At 37.3% G+C, this 19,422-nt stretch carries 21 protein-coding genes and 1 tRNA gene; 13 read left to right on the forward strand and 9 right to left on the reverse strand.

Annotated elements, in window-relative coordinates:
- Positions 1-425 precede the first annotated feature (425 nt).
- The 5 genes from AOC36_RS00690 to AOC36_RS00710 form a co-directional block, all read right to left on the reverse strand.
- Positions 426-1,238 (reverse strand): MetQ/NlpA family ABC transporter substrate-binding protein, encoded by an 813-nt coding sequence (locus AOC36_RS00690; protein WP_067629996.1) that lies wholly within the window; start codon positions 1,236-1,238, stop codon positions 426-428.
- A gap of 392 nt (positions 1,239-1,630) precedes the next feature.
- Entirely contained in the window at positions 1,631-2,386 is a 756-nt protein-coding gene (locus tag AOC36_RS00695; RefSeq protein ID WP_067630006.1) for an ABC transporter permease, read from the reverse strand.
- Positions 2,383-3,234: an ATP-binding cassette domain-containing protein gene (locus AOC36_RS00700; RefSeq protein ID WP_067630022.1), complete on the reverse strand. Its 852-nt coding sequence runs from the start codon at positions 3,232-3,234 to the stop codon at positions 2,383-2,385. The genes AOC36_RS00695 and AOC36_RS00700 overlap by 4 nt, the downstream gene beginning before the upstream one ends.
- Entirely contained in the window at positions 3,221-4,801 is a 1,581-nt protein-coding gene (locus tag AOC36_RS00705) for a HAMP domain-containing sensor histidine kinase (protein ID WP_067630023.1), read from the reverse strand. Before AOC36_RS00705 ends, AOC36_RS00700 begins: the two co-directional genes overlap by 14 nt.
- Positions 4,798-5,454 carry a response regulator transcription factor gene (locus AOC36_RS00710; RefSeq protein WP_067630024.1) on the reverse strand — a complete coding sequence of 219 codons (657 nt, stop codon included), beginning with the start codon at positions 5,452-5,454 and terminating at the stop codon, positions 4,798-4,800. Before AOC36_RS00710 ends, AOC36_RS00705 begins: the two co-directional genes overlap by 4 nt.
- Positions 5,455-5,597: 143 nt before the next feature.
- Between AOC36_RS00710 and AOC36_RS00715 the strand changes: the two genes are divergently transcribed.
- From AOC36_RS00715 to AOC36_RS12110, 3 genes are read left to right on the forward strand one after another with little or no spacing between them, the layout of a single operon-like run.
- Positions 5,598-5,936, forward strand: a complete 339-nt coding sequence (locus AOC36_RS00715) for a zinc ribbon domain-containing protein YjdM (RefSeq protein WP_067630026.1) — start codon at positions 5,598-5,600, stop codon at positions 5,934-5,936.
- 34 nt (positions 5,937-5,970) lie between these two features.
- Positions 5,971-6,297 carry a YbjQ family protein gene (locus AOC36_RS00720; protein ID WP_067630028.1) on the forward strand — a complete coding sequence of 109 codons (327 nt, stop codon included), beginning with the start codon at positions 5,971-5,973 and terminating at the stop codon, positions 6,295-6,297.
- A gap of 32 nt (positions 6,298-6,329) precedes the next feature.
- The gene (locus AOC36_RS12110; protein ID WP_157777111.1) at positions 6,330-6,491 is read left to right on the forward strand and encodes a hypothetical protein; all 162 of its coding nucleotides are present in this window, start codon (positions 6,330-6,332) and stop codon (positions 6,489-6,491) included.
- Positions 6,492-6,519: 28 nt separating this feature from the next.
- Here the strand turns inward: AOC36_RS12110 and AOC36_RS00725 are convergent, their stop codons facing one another.
- Entirely contained in the window at positions 6,520-6,723 is a 204-nt protein-coding gene (locus AOC36_RS00725; RefSeq protein WP_067630029.1) for a cold-shock protein, read from the reverse strand.
- Positions 6,724-7,221: 498 nt separating this feature from the next.
- Between AOC36_RS00725 and AOC36_RS00730 the strand changes: the two genes are divergently transcribed.
- On the forward strand, positions 7,222-7,683 hold the full coding sequence (locus AOC36_RS00730; RefSeq protein ID WP_078055019.1) for a DUF1307 domain-containing protein: 462 nt from the start codon (positions 7,222-7,224) through the stop codon (positions 7,681-7,683).
- A 142-nt stretch (positions 7,684-7,825) separates the two neighbouring features.
- Here the strand turns inward: AOC36_RS00730 and AOC36_RS00735 are convergent.
- Positions 7,826-7,902, reverse strand: a tRNA-His gene (locus AOC36_RS00735).
- A gap of 281 nt (positions 7,903-8,183) precedes the next feature.
- On the opposite strand from AOC36_RS00735, the gene AOC36_RS00740 reads away from it, so the two are divergent.
- The 6 genes from AOC36_RS00740 to AOC36_RS00765 all read left to right on the forward strand — a co-directional run bounded on the left by AOC36_RS00740 (position 8,184) and on the right by AOC36_RS00765 (position 12,714).
- Entirely contained in the window at positions 8,184-9,017 is an 834-nt protein-coding gene (locus tag AOC36_RS00740; RefSeq protein ID WP_067630035.1) for a DegV family protein, read from the forward strand.
- A gap of 85 nt (positions 9,018-9,102) precedes the next feature.
- Complete coding sequence (locus AOC36_RS00745; protein ID WP_067630038.1) at positions 9,103-9,366, forward strand: ACT domain-containing protein; 264 nt, start codon at positions 9,103-9,105, stop codon at positions 9,364-9,366.
- 10 nt (positions 9,367-9,376) lie between these two features.
- Entirely contained in the window at positions 9,377-10,735 is a 1,359-nt protein-coding gene (locus AOC36_RS00750; protein ID WP_067630041.1) for a PFL family protein, read from the forward strand.
- Positions 10,736-10,806: 71 nt separating this feature from the next.
- Positions 10,807-11,178 carry a GntR family transcriptional regulator gene (locus AOC36_RS00755; RefSeq protein WP_067630044.1) on the forward strand — a complete coding sequence of 124 codons (372 nt, stop codon included), beginning with the start codon at positions 10,807-10,809 and terminating at the stop codon, positions 11,176-11,178.
- Positions 11,171-11,872 (forward strand): ABC transporter ATP-binding protein, encoded by a 702-nt coding sequence (locus AOC36_RS00760; protein WP_067630047.1) that lies wholly within the window; start codon positions 11,171-11,173, stop codon positions 11,870-11,872. The genes AOC36_RS00755 and AOC36_RS00760 overlap by 8 nt, the downstream gene beginning before the upstream one ends.
- Complete coding sequence (locus tag AOC36_RS00765) at positions 11,866-12,714, forward strand: hypothetical protein (protein WP_067630050.1); 849 nt, start codon at positions 11,866-11,868, stop codon at positions 12,712-12,714. The genes AOC36_RS00760 and AOC36_RS00765 overlap by 7 nt, the downstream gene beginning before the upstream one ends.
- Before the next feature lie 147 nt (positions 12,715-12,861).
- Here AOC36_RS00765 and AOC36_RS00770 read toward each other — a convergent pair whose 3' ends face one another.
- Together AOC36_RS00770 and AOC36_RS00775 are read right to left on the reverse strand one after the other, a co-directional pair.
- Positions 12,862-14,007 (reverse strand): TraB/GumN family protein, encoded by a 1,146-nt coding sequence (locus tag AOC36_RS00770; RefSeq protein ID WP_067630053.1) that lies wholly within the window; start codon positions 14,005-14,007, stop codon positions 12,862-12,864.
- 11 nt (positions 14,008-14,018) lie between these two features.
- The gene (locus AOC36_RS00775) at positions 14,019-14,843 is read right to left on the reverse strand and encodes a helix-turn-helix domain-containing protein (protein WP_067630054.1); all 825 of its coding nucleotides are present in this window, start codon (positions 14,841-14,843) and stop codon (positions 14,019-14,021) included.
- 104 nt (positions 14,844-14,947) lie between these two features.
- Here AOC36_RS00775 and AOC36_RS00780 point away from each other — a divergent pair, with 104 nt between their 5' ends.
- From AOC36_RS00780 to AOC36_RS00790, 3 genes are all read left to right on the forward strand, one after another.
- A complete protein-coding gene (locus tag AOC36_RS00780) occupies positions 14,948-16,051 on the forward strand; it encodes an ABC transporter ATP-binding protein (RefSeq protein ID WP_067630055.1) in 1,104 nt (367 codons plus the stop codon).
- Positions 16,052-16,182: 131 nt separating this feature from the next.
- Complete coding sequence (locus AOC36_RS00785; protein ID WP_067630057.1) at positions 16,183-17,784, forward strand: ATP-binding cassette domain-containing protein; 1,602 nt, start codon at positions 16,183-16,185, stop codon at positions 17,782-17,784.
- Positions 17,781-19,412, forward strand: coding sequence for an ATP-binding cassette domain-containing protein (locus AOC36_RS00790; protein WP_067630059.1), 1,632 nt, complete (start codon positions 17,781-17,783; stop codon positions 19,410-19,412). Before AOC36_RS00785 ends, AOC36_RS00790 begins: the two co-directional genes overlap by 4 nt.
- Positions 19,413-19,422 lie beyond the last annotated feature (10 nt).

Here is a 19,422-nt window from a genome sequence, read left to right on the forward strand (position 1 = left end):
GGCTCATGTTACCACCTTAATTTGCATATATCTCACGATATATACCTTATCGAGTTCTATCAAACTCTATCGCTATAATGGGCGATCCCAGTGAAATCTAAATCAGTAAACCAATCTCGATATCACAAGCTCCAAGTCCATGTTCATATGTTTCCCAAGGTTCTTCTTTCACCATCTGAAGACTCTCTAGTGCAATGCGTCCCATACTACTCTTCTCTTCAACGCTAAATATTTGTTGTATGAGAGCATTATAGTCAATAAGCAGTTACAATGTCAAGTGAAAACACAAAATATTTTCATGAAAAATTTTCAAAGAGTGATTTAGTGTTGAATCACGCGATCAAATTCACGGTTTATTCAAAAGAATCCAAGGGTGATATAGGTGTCTCATGGATATGGATTTTAGGTGTAATACTGAAGCAATGTTACCAAAGCGGCACGGTTGCACCTTTTGTTTCTGTTTCGATAATTTCCTTAACCGCATCTGATCTAAACAGCTCTGCAAGTCGTAAAATGCCCGGATTATCTTTGTCTTCAGTTCGTACCGCAATGACATTAATAAAAGGGTTTTCCGATTCTACATCAACCGCTTCTTTAAATAAGGCATCACTTAATGAAAGTCCAGCATCATTCGCAACAGATCCATTGATGACACCAAGATCTACTTCAGAAAGAAAGGAAGGAATGCTATTAGGGAGCGTTTCAATAAACTCAAGATTCTTAGGATTTGAAGTAATTTCTTTTAAACTGGGAATCTCAGTTTCAGAAGTTGAAAGTTCAATGAGTCCGGCTTTCGCAAGAAGGTTTAATGCACGTCCTTGGTTTGAAACATCATCACCTAAAACTACCGTTCCACCATCTTCAAGCTCGTCCAAAGTGTTAATCTTATTGGAGTATAATGCCATCGGTTCAATGATTGTTTTTGCGATGTAGGTTAGGTCATAGTTATTGTCGCTTGATTCAGTGTCCAAATAGATAATTGTTTGGAAACTGTTTAAATCAATATCACCACTATTTAATGCATTGTTTGGAATGGTATAATCACTAAACTCAACAATCTCAAGGGTAATGCCTTCCTTTTCAGCTTCTTGTGCAACATGTTTCCATGCTAAGCGTTGATATCCATCGGTAATCCCCACTTTAAAGGATGTACGATCTGGATCGCTACTTGTGGATGCTTGACCACACCCGACTAATACAAGTAAAACTAACAAACTAGAAATGAATAACTTTTTCATATATGCCTCCTTTTTGTAGTGTTGAAGAAAAGAAAAACCCGTCATCCATAAGGATGAGCGGGCTCATGTTACCACCTTAATTTGCATATATCTCACGATATATACCTTATCGAGTTCTATCAAACTCTATCGCTATAATGGGCGATCCCAGTGAAATCTAAATCAGTAACCCAATCTCGATATCACAAGCTCCAAGTCCATGTTCATATGTTTCGCAAGGTTCTTCTTTCACCATCTGAAGACTCTCTAGTGCAATGCGTCCCATACTACTCTTCTTTTCAACGCTATATATGTGTTTGTATGCGAGCATTATAGACAAGAATTATAAGCAGTGTCAAGCAAATGACTCCTTTACAAATTATCGATATAGATATCAGTTATGATTAACGTTCCTATTTACTTAGAGTTCGCTTGTTTTTATTGAGTGTTATAAAATATAAAATTGCGGAGAGGGCACCCATGAAGATAAAGGATTGAATCATTGGAGCGAAGTTTGAAGTGCTGTTATTCCATATCTCTGGAATGACTGATGCAACATGAGTCGTTGGCAGGAGGTTTGATGCATAACGCAGTCCTTGGGGAAGATTTTCAGGTTGAATACCCATCATGCCAGAAAGGATCATGATACCGAAGTATGTTACCATGGTAATGCCATACGTAACACTGAATTTTCGTGTTAAAGTTGCAATTGAATAAGCAATGATAAAACTGAAAACAGAGAATAAGATCAAGGAAATAACGAACGTTAAGAATGAAACCATCGAAGGCATTGGAATCTTTAAAATAGGAACAAGGATTACGCTATAGAGAATAATCGTTGTCAGAAGTGTGAGTGCTTGTGCAGCCATTTTAGCGAGAAGTTGCTTGGATGTTGTGATGCCAAAAAGGGTAAGTCGTTGGGTAACTCCTTTTTCAATTTCCTGGGAAAACAGTGCAGCAAATCCAATGAATACCAGGGCTAAAGGAATGATCAGCATGTTAGTCACAAAAAGCTTTAACGTGAAACCACTTAATGCGGATGCAGGAATTTCTTCTTTGTAAATTAAGTAAAAGAGGAGTGTCATGAAAATTGGAAAGAAAACTCCAAAGATTATTGCAAAGATATTTGTAAGGATATTTTTGATTTCGTAGGTAATTAGACGTTTCATTGTACTTGTCCTCCGATTGCATTCATTGTTAATATTTCAACATCGTTATCGCTTCGTTTGAAGCTAATTCCTAAATCAATCAGGCGATTTATAACATATCGCTCATCTTCTTTGTTTGCGCAAGACAAGGCAGTCATGTTATCAGGTGCAAGTAGTTGTTTAACATCCCATGATAAATCATGATGATCGCGGAAGGTTATGATTGAATGCCCACAATACTTTTTAAATAAGTCATCACGATACCCCATATCAACAAGGTGCCCTTTATCAAGAATCATCAACTTATTGGTGAGTTGTTCAAGTTCTTCGTAATAATGGGTTACAAAGAGTATTGAAGCATCTTTGCCTTTGTACCAGTCATTAATCAAACGCATCAATAACTGACGGGTTTCAAAGTCCAATCCAGTTGTGACTTCATCAAAAAATGTAATTTTAGAATCTTGCATGAGGACTAATATTAACGTGAGCCGTTGTTTTTGTCCCCCGGAAAGTTCTTTGAACCGTTTTTTAAGGCTTGGTTCAAATTCAAAGGTATGTACAATGTCTTGAAGTTTGGTGTTTTGTGAATAGGAAGTATTCAAAATAGTCTCGAGCAGTGTTTTACATGAAATTGATTCTACATATTCATTCGACTGCATATGAACTGCCATTTCTTCAGGATTTAAGACACTGGTGATGGAACCTTGATAATCAATCATCCCTAAGCAGGCTTTGATTAAGGTAGTTTTACCAGCACCATTTGCGCCAATAACACCAATACGATCGTTAGGATTAATGGTTAGGGTATCCTTTATCTCAAGTGCTTTAAAGTCTTTGTAGTAAACGGATAGATTTTCAATTGTTATCATAGTGTTCTCCTAGTTTTAGTTTTACTGCTACCCCTTTTTCTGTATTTTCGATGGTCCAAGGGATATTTAGATAGGTTAAGAATGTGTCTACCAAATACAAACCAAGTCCAGTTCCAGATTCTTTTTCAGTATGAGATCGAACAAAAGGATCGGATATATTCGGAAGGATTGCTTCATCAATGAAGGTGCCTTCACTGACGATGGTTAGATAGGTGGATGAATAGGTGATGGATACAGAGGCGTTTGTGGCCGTGTATTTAATTGCGTTTGAGAGAATATTTTCAAGAGAGGGAATAAAATATTGCGGGTCAGTTACAATGTTTCCATTAGGCACATCAATGTGAATCAGTAGGTTTTTATCCATAATCTTTGGATGATAAAAAGTGATGATAGAATCAATACTTTCTTTCAGATTGATTGTTTGAAGTGAATTGTCAGACGTCTGAGGCGCAATATTTAAAGAGGCATGAATGAGTTCATTCATCTTCTTTAACTCAAGCATAACTCTTGGTAATGTAACGTGAGGGTCTTGATACTGACCGACACCATCGAGGTATCCTTGGATTAATAATGACGCACTGGATAAGGGTGTTTTGAGTTGATGCGTAGCATTTGTAATAAAGAGCTCCTGCTTTGATTTTGCCTGTTTAAGTTCCTTGTTCTGAACGCTTAAAACATGCATCGATTGCTTTAAGTCAGCGCTCAAACGGTTGAGTGCGGTTTCTAATATTTCAAATTCATCTCCACGATTGGGTTGGGAAAATTGATCGGTCTTTTCTGTGTCAAAGTGCTTAACTTGATGTGCTAACACTTCAACGGGTTTTGCGAGATATTTTGACAACACCGTTGAACTTAAAATCGCAATCACAATCAACAAACTGGCAATCATTGGAACGCTATTTAAAACAATCGGAGTGAGTTCAGAAAGGTCGGGTGTTGCAGCAGAGGACACACTGAAATAAAGGAAGTTATCGTCGTGCGAGAATGCCATATATCCACTATAAGTTCCGCCATTTGATTTTATACGACTGCCAAACAAAATAATGTCATCACTTGTGATGAGTTGTGACGTATGGGCACCTTCATCAACTGTGAAGTCGTTTGTCTCTACATGGTGAATATTTACGAGTTGTGTCAAACCGCTGTCTTGAAAATATTGTCTAAATATCGAGAAATCAAAGTCTGTAAAGAGATCATCGATATTGATGTCACTGTTATCTTCAACATGATGTGTTCGGTCAACGAAGGCATCAATCATGTCTTTCAATGTTGCATCATTCACTTCAAGTTGTGCATATAATGATGGTGAAAAAACGCTCACATCGTACCCACTTAACGGAATTCTTAGTGTAACAGCCTGCAGGTTTCCTAAATTTGGTGGTGAATTGATTGAGAAATCATTGCGTGTCACACTTCTGTGGAATGTTTCAGTTGATCTGAGGTACTCTTGTTCTTTTGCTTCAGTGTATAATCCAGGGAGTAATAACACGAAATAAGAGATCGACACAATGCCTACCAAAAATGTAGCGCCAATCAACGTGATAAATATGCGTCTAGAAATTTTCATAACGCGGGTCCTTTAAACTGATAACCTAATCCGACCACTGTTTTTATGCACGATAAGGGCAGTTTCTTTCTTAGATTTTTGATATGTGCGTCAATAACACGATCACTCACCATAAAATCATCCGGAGCAATCACGTTCAGTAGTTGTTCGCGCGAGAAGACTTGTGTTGGGCTTGTGTATAAAACGTCAAATATGAGAAACTCTGTTACGGTTAGGTTTAATGATTGATGATTATAGAACACTTGATATCCTTCTTTTGACACTGTTAACGATGCATCAAACGGATGTGATTTTGATCGTCTTAAAACAGCTTCGATGCGTTTTAATAACAACAAGGGTGAAAAGGGTTTGATGATGTAATCATCTGCGAAATTGTTGAATGCTTCTAATTGACTTTTTTCATCATCCAAAGCACTCAACATGATGACTGCACAATCCTTTTGAAGTGTAGATAACGATTTCAAGACATCAAAACCCGATACAACGGGTACGAGAATGTCTAAGATAGCACATGAATATTGGGTTGTGTTGATGCAATCAAGTGCCTCTTGTCCATCACAGCAGACATCAACATCATAGTGTTTCATTAAGAGATATTCGAGTGTGACTTCACGAATAATTGGATCATCTTCTAAATACAATATTTTTGTCATAAGGACCTCCCGTACTGATACTGTAAAATAATTGTGTGAATTTATTATGAATTTATTATGAATTGTATGATGTTTAAAGTAAAGGTTAGGTGTTGCGATAAGTAAATGATTTCGATATAATCTTTGTGAAAGCGAGGGATAGTATGGAATATCCAAGTTGTCCAAATTGTAATGGAACCTATACCTATGAAGACGGAACCCTTTTTATTTGTCCAGAATGTGGCCATGAATGGAGTCAGCATGAAATGGATCTTGAAAAGGAAGCAAATGCTGTAAAAGATGCCTACGGTAATGTGCTCCAAGATGGTGATAATGCAATTATGATAAAAGATGTGAAAATAAAAGGAAGTTCAGATAGTATTAAACAAGGAACAAAGGTATCAAACATACGTTTAGAAGTAAACGGTGATCACAACATAACTGCTCGTGTTGATGGGTATGGTGTGATGGACTTGAAATCAGAGCTTGTGAAGAAAGCATAGGTATTTCTTTTGAAATACTAAAAAGGAGAACAGTATGAAAATCGTAACAACGCATACATTAGAAGGCTATGAGATTGTTGAGTATAAAGGTGTTGTTTTTGGAGAAGTCATCAATGGGATTGACTTCATTAAGGATATTGGTGCGAGCTTTCGAAATTTAGTAGGCGGGCGTTCAAAAGGATATGAAGAAGAAATTATTCAATCGCGGACGGATGCTCTCAGAGAACTTGAATCACGTGCAATGTCAATGGGGGCGAATGCTGTTGTTGGGTTGCGCATCGATTATGAGACACTCGGTGGTGGTGGCATGATTATGGTGTCGTGTACTGGAACCGCAGTGGTTGTGAATGAAAAACAATAAGGAAACTGATTGTGTAAAGGAGGCAACGAAAAATGCCAGAAAAAGTAAAAACAGATTTGTTTAATGAGTTGCCTGTTGAGTTGTTGAGTGTTATGGTTTTTGATCCTGAAACCGGTGACTTTGAGTTGACAGATGAGGCAACACAAGAAGAACGGGATTTGTTTGAAAAGTATAAAGGTCAGAAAGATAAATAAAAAAGGAGCGCGAGCTCCTTTTATTAGCTTATAATGGTTTTACATTTTCAGCTTGCTTACCACGACGTCCGTCTACGATATCAAACATAACTGCTTGACCTTCGTTTAATGACTTGTAGCCTTGTGCAGCAATACCTGAGTAATGTACAAAGATTTCTTCGTTTGAACCATCAACGATGATAAAACCGAAACCTTTTTCTGCATTAAAGAATTTTACTTTTCCTGAATCCATAGTGTCCTCCTGTCTAGAATAAGCGTTTATACATTTCAATTAACAAAGAGAAAACTATTATTAATAAAGTGTAACATTTCTTATAACCTTTACTACATTAACATGAATGGGCACTTAAGTCAAATTTTTAACACAAACTTAATAGACAATTTTTAACACAAACTTAATGGAAAAAGTTAAGTGAAAAGTTAAGTTCCACTTTAAGGGGGGCGAAGTTGATGTTAGTTATTCATAAACTTCCAGTTGCAATAAGTCTTTCATTAAGCCATAGTATGAGTATGTTGCATGACTTAAAAAAGAAGGAGCTTATCATGAGTAATTAGTTCAAGCCCTTAACCTTAGAGGAAAGAAAAATTATACTGGCAGGCACGCAAAATGGATGGTTTATTGGATAATTGATGAATTTTATCCACTGAATCACACCATATAAATAAATTTAATATCTTGTTTCTCATTTTATATGAACTATAATTAAAGAGTATATGAGAGGGGACACTTATGAAGAAAGTTCTAGTTTTGTGTATTTTAACTGCTTTCCTTACTGGCTGTGGTAATAAGAGTAATTCAAGTGTGACGGAGTGTACAATGGATAAACAGTATAGTGCTTATACTACGTCCAAACAGACACTTGAGTCTGAAGGTGATATTGTTAAAGTGATTCTTTTTGAAGGAATCATAGATTATAGTAGTAAGGAACAACTTGAAAGTGCAATAGTGCAAATTGACGCTGCTATTGAATCGGTTAATTCACTAGATGGTGTTGAAGTTAGCTATGAAAAGTTAAGTGATACATCAATTAAGGATAAAGCACGTTATGATTTGGAATCTGCGAGTATATCAACGCTGCAACAATTAGGATTGTTGTCATCAGATGATGCTGCAAAAGAAACTAAATTGATTTCACTAAAAAAATCTGTAACTGCACTAGAAAGCTCAGGCTTTACATGTAAAACCAAATAGATTTTAAAAAGAGAAGAGCGAAAGCTCTTTTCTTTTCCCAAGTATATCGACAAGAGTTCTTATGATAGAGAGGGAGTTTCTATCGCCGCATTTTTCATTTTGACATAAAAAAACCTACTTTTTAGTAGGTTTGTTTGCTTAATGGGGCGATCGACGGGACTTGAACCCGCGAGTGCCGGAGCCACAACCCGGTGCGTTAACCACCTTCGCCACGACCGCCATGTGCTTATTCATTCTACATTATTTAGGTTATTTTGTAAATAGGAAAAATCATTTTTTAGTAGATTCATGTGTTGTGCGTCTAGAATCAATTTATTTATGAAAAAGCTGCATCCTAATCACACATTGACTTAATGGAAAATACTGTTTTTTTAAGCACATTGATTCGGAATAAACTAAGTTGTGAGGATAAAGTGTTCATGATGTAGATATGGCAGTGAAACTGAATCTTACTTTTAAAGTCAACCTATGCTATTATATATAGATGAAAGGAGTTAACGATGAAAACTGCTATAGTAACAGACTCATCTGCAGACTTATCGAGAGAAGATGCAGAATCACTTGGAATTTTCGTGGCTCGAATGCCACTGACAATCGATGGTGAAGATTTTTTAGAAGAAGAAGGAATCTCTCGTGAAGCATTTATTGAAGCAATGAAAAATGGTGCAACAGTCAGTACATCGCAACCTAACCTCTTTAATACAGGAACATTATTTAAAAACTTATTAGAAACACACGATCAAGTATTATATCTACCAATTTCAAGTAAACTAAGTGGCACATATCAGACAGCATGTATTTTAGCTGAAGAATTTGGTGGGAGAGTAGTTGTTGTTGATACACTTGCGGTAAGTTACCCGCTTTTATATGTAACGTTACGCGCGAAAGAACTCGCGGAATCAGGTGTGCCATTGGTTGAGATTAAACAAAATATTGAATCAAACTCATTTATGTTCGCATCATTGATCCCAGAATCAATTGAATATCTAAAGAGGGGTGGGCGTATTAAACCGGCTGCAGCTGCGGTTGCAAACTTGTTGAAGATTATGCCAATACTCAGCGTAACAGATGGAGAAATAGACCTTCTTGATAAAGTTAGAACACATAAGAAAGCTTTGAAGAAAGGTGTTTCGTATGTAGTGGAAGATCGAAACCCAGATGATTATGATTGGGCAGTCTTGAGTGGTGATGCACCAGAAGAAGACATGCTAGAGGTTATTGCGGAAGTAGAACGGATCTTAGGGAGAAGTGTTGTTCGTCGCAATATTTATCCGATTGTTTTAGCCCATACTGGACCGGGAACGATTGCGGTCACATGTATGAAGAAATTCTAAAGAAGTACCAATAAGCGAAATTTACTTCGCTTTTTTCATAGGTTTTTGCTCATAAAAAAAATCAAGATGAAGGAGGATTTTAAACGTGAGAGCTATCGTAACAGTGGTTGGGAAAGACAAGATTGGGATTATTGCTAAAGTATGCACTGTCCTTGCAGAACATGATGTTAATGTATTGGATATTTCGCAAACAATATTACATGATTATTTTAATATGATTATGATTGTGGAGTACCAAGAAGGCACATTTGAGGGAGTGTATGAGAATCTCAAAAAAACAGGTGAAGCACTCGGCGTTGAAATTCGAGTTCAACGTGAAGAAATCTTTGAAGCAATGCATCGAGTTTAGGAGTTTTAGTATGATTACAAATCTAGAAGTATTAGAAACGATTCGGATGATTGAAGAAGAGAAGTTTGATGTTCGAACCATTACGATGGGGATTAGTTTATTGGATTGTGTCGATGAGAACATCGATAAACTAAATCAAAAAATATACAATAAAATTGTGACAAAAGCGAAGGACTTAGTTCAAGTTGGTGAATCACTTGAAAAAGAATACGGTGTTGAGATTGTTAACAAGCGTATCTCAGTAACGCCAATTGCTTTAGTGGCTGGCGCGTGTGATGTCGATGATTATGTATCGATTGCGCATACCCTAGATAAAGCAGCACGCGACACAGGTGTTAATTTTATTGGAGGATTTAGTGCGCTTGTTCAAAAAGGAATGACGGACTCAGATCGTAAATTAATCCAATCAATCCCTCAGGCATTGGCCCAAACAGAGCGCGTATGTTCATCTTTGAATGTTGGTTCTACCAAGACAGGAATTAACATGGATGCAGTCTTAATGGTTGGTGAAATGCTCGTTGAATGCGCAACTTTAACACAAGATTCAGCACTGAATGGGTGTACGAAGTTTGTTGTTTTTACCAATGCAGTTGATGATAATCCATTTATGGCGGGTGCTTATCATGGCATTGGTCAACCTGACTGTGTTGTAAGTGTTGGGGTAAGTGGCCCTGGGGTTGTAAAGCGTGCCTTAAAAGAAGTGCGACATGAACCGTTCCAAGTCTTATGTGATGCGATAAAGAACAGTGCATTTAAGATTACACGCATTGGACAGCTTATTGGAATTGAAGCTGCAAGACGCTTAGGTGTTGAGTTTGGAATTGTTGACTTATCTTTAGCTCCAACGCCTGCAGTAGGAGACAGTATTGCTGAGATATTTAATGAAATGGGATTAGAATATGCTGGAGCACCAGGCACAACTGCTGCGCTGGCATTATTAAATGACAGCATTAAAAAAGGGGGACTTATGGCATCCTCACATGTCGGTGGACTTAGTGGTGCCTTTATTCCAGTGAGTGAAGATCAAGGGATGATTCAAGCGGTTAAAGATGGATTTTTGACACTTGAAAAACTGGAAGCGATGACCTGTGTGTGTTCTGTTGGTTTGGACATGGTTGCAGTTCCTGGATCAACCTCTGCAAAAACGTTATCAGGGATTATTGCGGATGAGATGGCCATTGGTATGATTAATCAAAAAACAACAGCAGTTCGTATCATTCCTGTAATTGGAAAAGAAGTGGGCGATATTGTTGAGTTTGGTGGCCTTTTAGGAACCGCTCCGATTATGCCGGTGAATACAGCAGATTGTTCTCAGTTTGTAAATCGTGGTGGGTTTATCCCAGCTCCGTTACATAGTTTTAAAAATTAAGAGAGAAAGGGTTGCGTTGTCCCCTAATTTGTGGTATTGTACTACTATAGTGATACAAAGGAGGGACACTTATGACGTTTAAGAGTAACTCAATTGCGATTTATCAGCAAATCATGGATATGTTTGTTTTGCGAATCGCTTCAGGGGCATTAAGTCCTGGCGAACGCATCGATTCAATCCGAGATCTTGCAACGCAATTTAAAGTGAATCCAAACACTGTTCAAAAAGCACTTAATGAACTAGAACGGGATGGATTATTGGAAACGGATCGAACTAAGGGGAAGTTTGTGACCGATGATATTGAGAAGATAGCGCAATTGAAACATAAGATTACGCTTGAAACAGTGGAAGAATTTGTAGCGAAAGTTAGAGCGTTGAAGCTAGATCAAGATGAAGTAATCGAGATTTATAATCGTGTCAGAGAGGGAAAGACAGATGGTTGAGAATGTTATTCAAATAAAGGGAGTGTCAAAAGGATACGGCAAGGTGCAAGTCCTAAGCGATATCAATTTGACACTCTCTCGAGGAAAAATTGTTGGTTTATGCGGACCAAATGGTGCGGGTAAAACGACATTGATTAAGATTTTAGTAGGGTTATTAAGGGATTATTCAGGGAACATTTTGATTGCAGATCAAAAAATTGGTCCCCATTCAAAAGGTATTATCTCTTACTTACCGGATGTGGATACGTTTGATAGTAAGATTACCGGAAAACGTGTGTTATCTTTATACACTGATATGTATAAAGACTTCGATGCACAACGGTTTATTGAACTTATGGAACGACTCCAATTAACGATGGATATGGAATTGCGTAAGATGTCTAAGGGAATGCGCGAGAAATTTCAACTCGCATTATGCCTAGCACGTCGATCAGAAGTCTATATTCTTGATGAACCAATTGCAGGGGTCGACCCAGCTGCGCGGGATTCAATTATTCAAACAGTTTTATCAAACTATAGCGAAGATTCACTTTTGATTATCTCAACGCACTTAATTCAAGACATTGAAAATGTGCTCGATGAAGTCATATTCTTAAAGGATGGTACAGTGTTTTTGCATGAAAACTGCGATGATTTACGCTTAGAAAAAGGCATGTCAGTAGATGCGCTATTCAGAGAGGTGTTCAAATGGTAATCAAATTAATTAAAAATGGATTCATCGATTCATGGCAAAGTTTTAGAAATGTTATTGTTGCGATACTCGTTGCATTCACACTTCTTACATTGATGTCATTTACCGGTGAAAGTACAGCTTCTGTATTCTTTGTATCCGCAGCAATGCTTGCAATGTTTGCACTGATTGTTGCAGCGTTTGTAATGTCAATCATGGCATTCATTCGATTATTATATAAATCACTCTATCGTGAAGAATCTTATCGTGCGTTTACACAACCGGTTGCTTCATGGGAAATCTTTGTAAGCAAAATAGTTGTCGCAATTTTATGGACTATTCTAATCTCTGTTGTGGCAAGTGTTGCATCACTCATTTCGATGTCTATTATGTTTAGGGACCTCAGTGAAGTGTTTGCGGTCGTGAAGGATCTATTCAGTTATGTTCTGTCATACATTGATTGGTCACTCTTCTTAGTGTGGGGTGTTGAGTCATTGGTATCTACGATCTTTACATGCTCATTATTCTTAATGGTAGGTGCGATTGTGAATTCAAGTCGTTTCCAAAATAGACGTGTAATGTGGTTTGTTATTATTTACTTGTTAATTGTCTTTGCTTTTGGACAACTAATTGGAAATTTTGATACATCAACGATTGTGGCACAACTCGATCCAGGTTTCTACCAAAATATTGAGAACACTGCAATTTCTGGTGTCGTTAACTGGGCGGATTTATTCACGATTGCGGTTAACCAAGCAGGAGTTCAGACACTATTGTTATTAACATTCCTAAAAGCTCTGTTAGCAGGATTTATGGGATTCGCAACAGTTTGGCTTTGGGATCATAAGCTTGAAGTCATAGACTAAAAAGAAGGCACTGTAACGATATGAAGTATTGAAATGATACTTAAGCGTTACAGGCCTTTTCTTTAGGTCGTTAATCGTGTTTTTTGTCTTAGTTGTTAACTTTTTGAGAGCTCAAAGCAGTATTATCAAATCACATGTTCAGTGAGTTTATCTGAAAAATTGGCTGATGATATTTGCACCACTCACAAATGTGCCGATGGAAGCAAAGATTGAAGTAAGAATAAAGACTAAAGCAATACGAAGGATACGGTTACCATACCAACCTTTTAAAGATTTCGCATCCGTTGTCATCGTGTTAAATTCTGTTTCAAGTGGGGGTCTCATATAGGCTTCTGTGAGCCCTGCAAACATACCAACTGCAAGGACTGGTGATAAGATGCTCAACCAGGTTGTACATGCCGTGACAAGAATGGTAAGTGGGTGTGCGCGTGAAATCAATGCACCAATTACCGCAAGACCAGAACTTATTCCAATCCATAGGAGGAGTTGTTGGAAGCCAACTTCAGGATTATCAAGCGTCAAAAGTACAAGCATTACTACAAAGAAGACGGGAAGGATCCATTGCATCCAATTGTTCTTCTTTTCTTCTGGAACATGATTGAGTTTTGTGAGATCGTGTGATTCATTGAGTGCTTTAATCACACCATCTGTATGAGCAGCTCCAAGTACAACCACTATATTTGTTCCCGATAGTTTCTTGATTTTTTCAGCCATAAAGTAATTGCGTTCATGTAAGATAACTTGACTTATTTCTGGGTATTTATCATCAAGTTCCTCAATTGATTTATATAATAAATCGCTGGATTTGAGATTCTCAATTTCCTGCGCGTCAATCTCGTCATCACTTGCAAATAAAGACATAATAAGAGCAGTTGCAACTTGAGTCTTTTTCCACAATCCCATTGAATTCCAAAGTCGTTTGAACGTTGTTTGAACATTACGGTCAATGTACTGAATGGAGGCATTGATTTCCTTACCGGATAATATGGCTTGTTTCATTTCACCACCAACTTCTGATCCTAAGTCATCAGCGATTTGTTTTTGATAGGATGACAGAATCAGATTTGTGATAAAAAGTCCAAATTTTTTGGATTTGATTACTTCACGAATATCCAAGGGTTTTGATGCCTTAGGGTTTGTAAGTCCTTGAGCTCGGCCATAATCAAGTTCAACACAGACAGTATCTGGTTGCAGGGTTTCAATGACATGTTTTACTTCGTCGACGCTATCTTTTGATACATGGGCAGTCGAGACAAAGGTTATGGTTTTATCGTTATAGTTCAGTGTGTTCATACATCCATCCTTTACATTATAAGTAGATAACACAACAACAAGTCGTCAAGGTTCTTAAGATTAATACCGGTGATCTCATAGAATCGATCAATGCGATATAAAAGTGTATTCCGATGGAGAAATAAACTCTGAGCACTTGAGGAAATATTTCCTTTGTGGTCCCACAAGGTCTTAATGAGCAGTGACATATCTTGTGTCGTGATAATCTGTTTGAGTTCTTTGGATACTGGATAATCATCCAGTACGGGTTTAATCAGCGCAGGCAGGTAGATTTTTAAGAAATTACTGATTGGACTATGCGCTTGGTATTTTAAAAATAATGCTTGTTCTGCTTTAAAGAGTTCAACAAAGTGTTGATCCAACTGATGTGAAAAACCGATATAAAAGGAAGCTTTGGTTTCAAAGTCTTCGTCCAAGGGTCCCATCATTGCTTCGAATTGATCAAGGTCCAGCGTTAAGGTTCCTTTATAGACAAGCAGACCATATGTTGGTGTCACAAAGAAGGCATCTTCAATGCTTCCAAAGTATTCAGATAGCACATCAAGCCATAATTGCGTATCATTGATTGCATCAACGTTGAATTGAATAATTGAGTAAGTTTGTGACGATTCATTCAGTGTATTGTTCCCTAAGATCAAAAAGTCGAACCACTGAGATGTCTGGTTAATTTGATGATACAGAGAATTTAAGAGTTTGATTTCTCGTGAAGATAATGATGCTTTTGGAAGTGTAATCCATTTTCCTTCGCTAAAGTACGATAAATCATCGTCACGCTCTGAGGGATTGTCGAGAAGTTTGGCTTCAGGAAATATTTCTTTGAGTTGCGTAAATTTCATTGCGTTACTCCTTATACAAATTCTTTGTGCACTATTACTATATCATATTTTATGGTCACAAATTATAATGAAACGGTAAAGAAAGAAAATAGTAGGTGATTAATATGGCGAATATAACACTAAAAAATGTACATAAAAAATATGACGGAAATCCACGTTACTCAGTAACTGATTTTAACCTCGAAATTCACGATTCAGAGTTTGTTGTTTTTGTAGGACCATCAGGTTGTGGTAAATCAACAACACTCCGTATGATTGCTGGACTTGAAGACATTACATCTGGAGAAATTTCCATTGGCGATCGCGTTGTAAATGACGTTGAACCTAAAGATCGTGATATTGCGATGGTTTTCCAAAACTACGCGCTTTATCCACATATGACGGTTTATGATAATATGGCATTTGGTTTGAAACTACGTAAAGTACCAAAACCTGAAATTGATCGTTTAGTAAATGATGCAGCGGATATCCTCGGATTGAAAACATACCTAAAACGTAAACCTTCAGCATTATCTGGTGGGGAGCGTCAACGTGTTGCGTTAGGACGTGCGATTGTTCGTAATGCACAAGTATTCCTCATGGATGAGCCATTGTCAAACCTTGATGCGAAACTCCGTGTTGCAATGCGTGCCGAAATTGCGAAACTGCACCAACGTCTTGGAACAACAACAATCTATGTTACCCATGACCAAACTGAAGCGATGACAATGGCAGATCGTATTGTTATTATGAAAGATGGATTCATTCAACAAATCGGTTCTCCAAAAGAAGTGTACAACAATCCTGAGAATGTATTTGTTGCAGGATTCATAGGGTCACCTGCGATGAACTTCTTCAAAGTGACATATAAAGATGGAAAAATCTTCGATAATGATGGATTTGCACTTAACGTACCTGAAGGTAAAGCTAAATTGCTTAACGATAAAGGATACAATGGCAAAGAAGTAGTCTTTGGAATTCGTCCAGAAGATATTCATGCAGATCTCTTAGTATTATCAGCTCAACCAGAATCTGTCTTAAAATCAAAAGTTGTTGTGTCTGAATTGTTGGGTGCTGAAGTAATGCTTTATGCACAAATTGGAAGTCATGAGTTTATTTCTAAGGTTGGTGTACAAGATGTATATACACCAGGAACGGATGTTGAATTGAGCTTTAATGTTAATAAAGCACATTTCTTTGATATTGAAACAGAAAATGTAATTCGATAAAGAAGATTCTCCTTCAAGAAAAAGAGCGGTTGCTCTTTTTTTTACCACTTACCACTAAATTTTTACTCCTTGCCATGAAAATATGAATAAATTTTATAGAATGTGTATAATGAAAACACGAGGTGAATTCTATGAAAAAACTATTGTTTAAAAATAAATTTGAGTTTGCGAAGTATATCACGGGTGCAGTCATTGCAATGTTTGCAAACTTAGCAGTGACACTCGCATTGGCACAAGGATTCAACATGCTCACTGCAACAACACCACAGGAAATGATTTGGGTAGCACTCACAACATTAGGACTGTTCTTATTTGTCCCACTTTCGTTTTTGATATCCCGTTGGTTACGGATTGGGTTTATGAGAGATATATTGGTGGATGTGCGCACTGCATCATTTGAACGTATCATGAACTTAGATATCCAAGCATATCGAAGTCAACCAAAAGAACAGTACTTATCAAATATGGTATCAGACTTGAACCTCTTTGAAAAAGATTACTTTTTGTCTCTGATAAATATTATCAGTTCGGGTGGAACTTTCGTGATTGGTGCTGTGATATTATGGGTTGCTGTTAATCCTTTGATGTCAATTTCAACAATTCTAGTGGCGATGGTACTATATGGCATATCGAGACTCTTTGAAAAACCGGTAAGAGCTGCACAAGAAAATAATCAACATGCGAACGTTGATTATAACCTAGAGTTATCCAACGTATTGAATGGACTTGAAGTCATGAAATTATACCATGTGGAAGATACATTTAAGATGATCGCGAAGTCAATCATTGAAACCGTTGAGTCACTTAAAAATCGCTATCAACGTTTGAATGGATTTCAAAATGGATTGACCGAAGGGATCGGTTCATCGTATCAAATCGTCATGCTTGTGTATGCGGCATACTTGTGGACAATTGGTGATATAAACATGGGATCAATGGTATTGGTTTTCAACTTATCGGGGCAAATGGTATGGGGGTTTATTAACATGACCTCATTTATCAACCGGTATAAAGCAGCAATCGATGTATACAATCGTATTACTAAAAAAACAAGTGAAGCGGTTGTTGAAGGTGAAAGCATTGACGCGTTTAACGGGCTGGTAGTGGAAAACTTAAGGTATGCTTATGGTGATCATGAAGTGTTTAATCATCTAGAGTTTACCATTGAGCCACAATCCAAAGTGTTGATATATGGTCCTTCTGGGATTGGGAAAACAACGTTGTTGAATTGTCTCACACAAACGCTCACTGACTATCAGGGATCAATACATGTGAATCAAAATGAGCTTCAGTCAGTAAATCATTGTGATTATTTGAAAGTCAGTGGGTATGTAAGACAACAACACTTTATGTTTGAAGATTCTATCAAAAATAACATTGTATTAAATCAACCGTATGATGAAAAACGCCTTGAGAAAGTACTCAAAGATGTAGATCTTTGGCGTTGGATTGAGACATTGGATGAAGGCGTTGACCATGTATTAATTCAAAATGGGAACAATGTATCGGGTGGTCAAAAACAAAGGCTATCAATTGCACGAGAACTCTACCGTGAGTGCGACATTCTGTTTATCGATGAACCATCTGCAAGTCTAGATGATGAAACATCCCGCCATATCTATGAAACGATTGCGAAGCTTGATCGAAGTGTTGTCTGTGTATCACACCGACACCTGGATTACTTGAAAACACAATTTGAAACAATTATTGACTTGAAAGGAAGTGCAGTATGAAAAGCGTACGATTTGGTGATAAAAAACAACTGACGTATTTAGTTTTAGCCCTTACTATAGGTGCATTAATCCAAGGATGGGTGACCTTTCTTTTAGGTGATATCGTTGATTATGGGTATGCAGGAAACTTGGATGGTATGCTATCACTCATCCCTCAGTTTTTAATTGTTGTAGTTTTAAATTTTGGAAACAGTATGGTCCAATTAAGTGTAAAAACAAATTATATTAAGCAAAGCATGATGCTACTTAAGAATACGTATATTGATAAATTGATGCAAAAGGATATTACACAACTCCAAAAAGAGTTTACTCCAATTTATCGCTCACAATTAACACAAGATATGGATCGTTACGAAGGTAAGTTCTTTGATCAAATATCGATGTTGGTATTATTGATGAGTAATGCCCTTGTATCTTTATACATTCTATTTACCGTGAATGTATGGGTTGGTGTTGGTTCAACCGCACTGATGCTGGTCTTTGGTGCAATCTCAGCGCGTAGTGGAAAACCACTTCAAAAGAGTGAAACAAAGAAAACAGAATCCTTGAACAATTATACATCGTTTGTGGAAGAGAGTTTGGAAGGGTTTGAAGTTATTAAGCAACACCAATTGGAAACGTCCCGTAAAAAGATGTTCTTTGATTATGCTTCTAAAGTTCAAGAAGATAATTATAATCTTGATGTAAAATCAACGTATATTGATGCATTAAATCAAACACTTCAAATGATTGTATTTTTTATCGCAATTTGTGGTGGATTATGGTTTGCGAATCAAGCAGGTGCAACGATTGGTGCGGTCATTATGGTGATTATGGCGTTCTCAAATATTGTGTGGCCGATGCAACAAATCGTCCCAACCCTTACGCAAATGATGTCGATTCAAGATGTAATTCGTACCTTTGATGAGCGTTTAAAAAATGAAGTTGTAAATCGTCCTGAGACTGTAGAATCGTATGAATCCTTTGACTTCATCGACACTGATTTGGGGTATGATACACCAATCTTACACGATGTTAATATAGAACTTGGACACGATGATAAAGTCCTAATTGTGGGTCCTTCAGGAGCAGGTAAGAGTACGATTTTGAAAACAATGCGTCAATCCATCAAGCCATTGATTGGAGAAGTATTGATGAATGATATGGGCATCTACGAGATTGATGCCATGAGTTATTATAAGAACTTTGCAACGGTTGACCAAGTAGGGTATATATTTAATGGAACGTTGAAAGAAAATGTTACACTACATCAAGCCATATCGGATGATAAAATTCATGAAGCACTCAAACAAGTACGCTTAGATGATTTAGACCTAAATATGGAACTCATTAATAATGGCGCAAATTTAAGTGGTGGGCAGCGCGCCCGATTGTTGAGTGCACGTGCATTGTGTTTGGACTGTTCCATCATTGTCTGCGATGAAATATTTGCAGCCTTAGATGGGTATGTTGCTCAAGAAATTGAACATGATCTTCTTAAACTGGATCAAGCAATTGTAAATGTCAGTCATATATACTTTGAAGAAAACCTTGACTTGTATGATGCCATCTACCGTGTAGACAATGGACAGGTTAAACGGGTTACAGACACACAAACCCTTGTTGATAGTATGCTTAAAGCAGCTTAAAATGTGGTAA

The sequence above is a fragment of the Erysipelothrix larvae genome, from assembly GCF_001545095.1.
Lineage (GTDB): Bacteria > Bacillota_I > Bacilli_A > Erysipelotrichales > Erysipelotrichaceae > Erysipelothrix > Erysipelothrix larvae.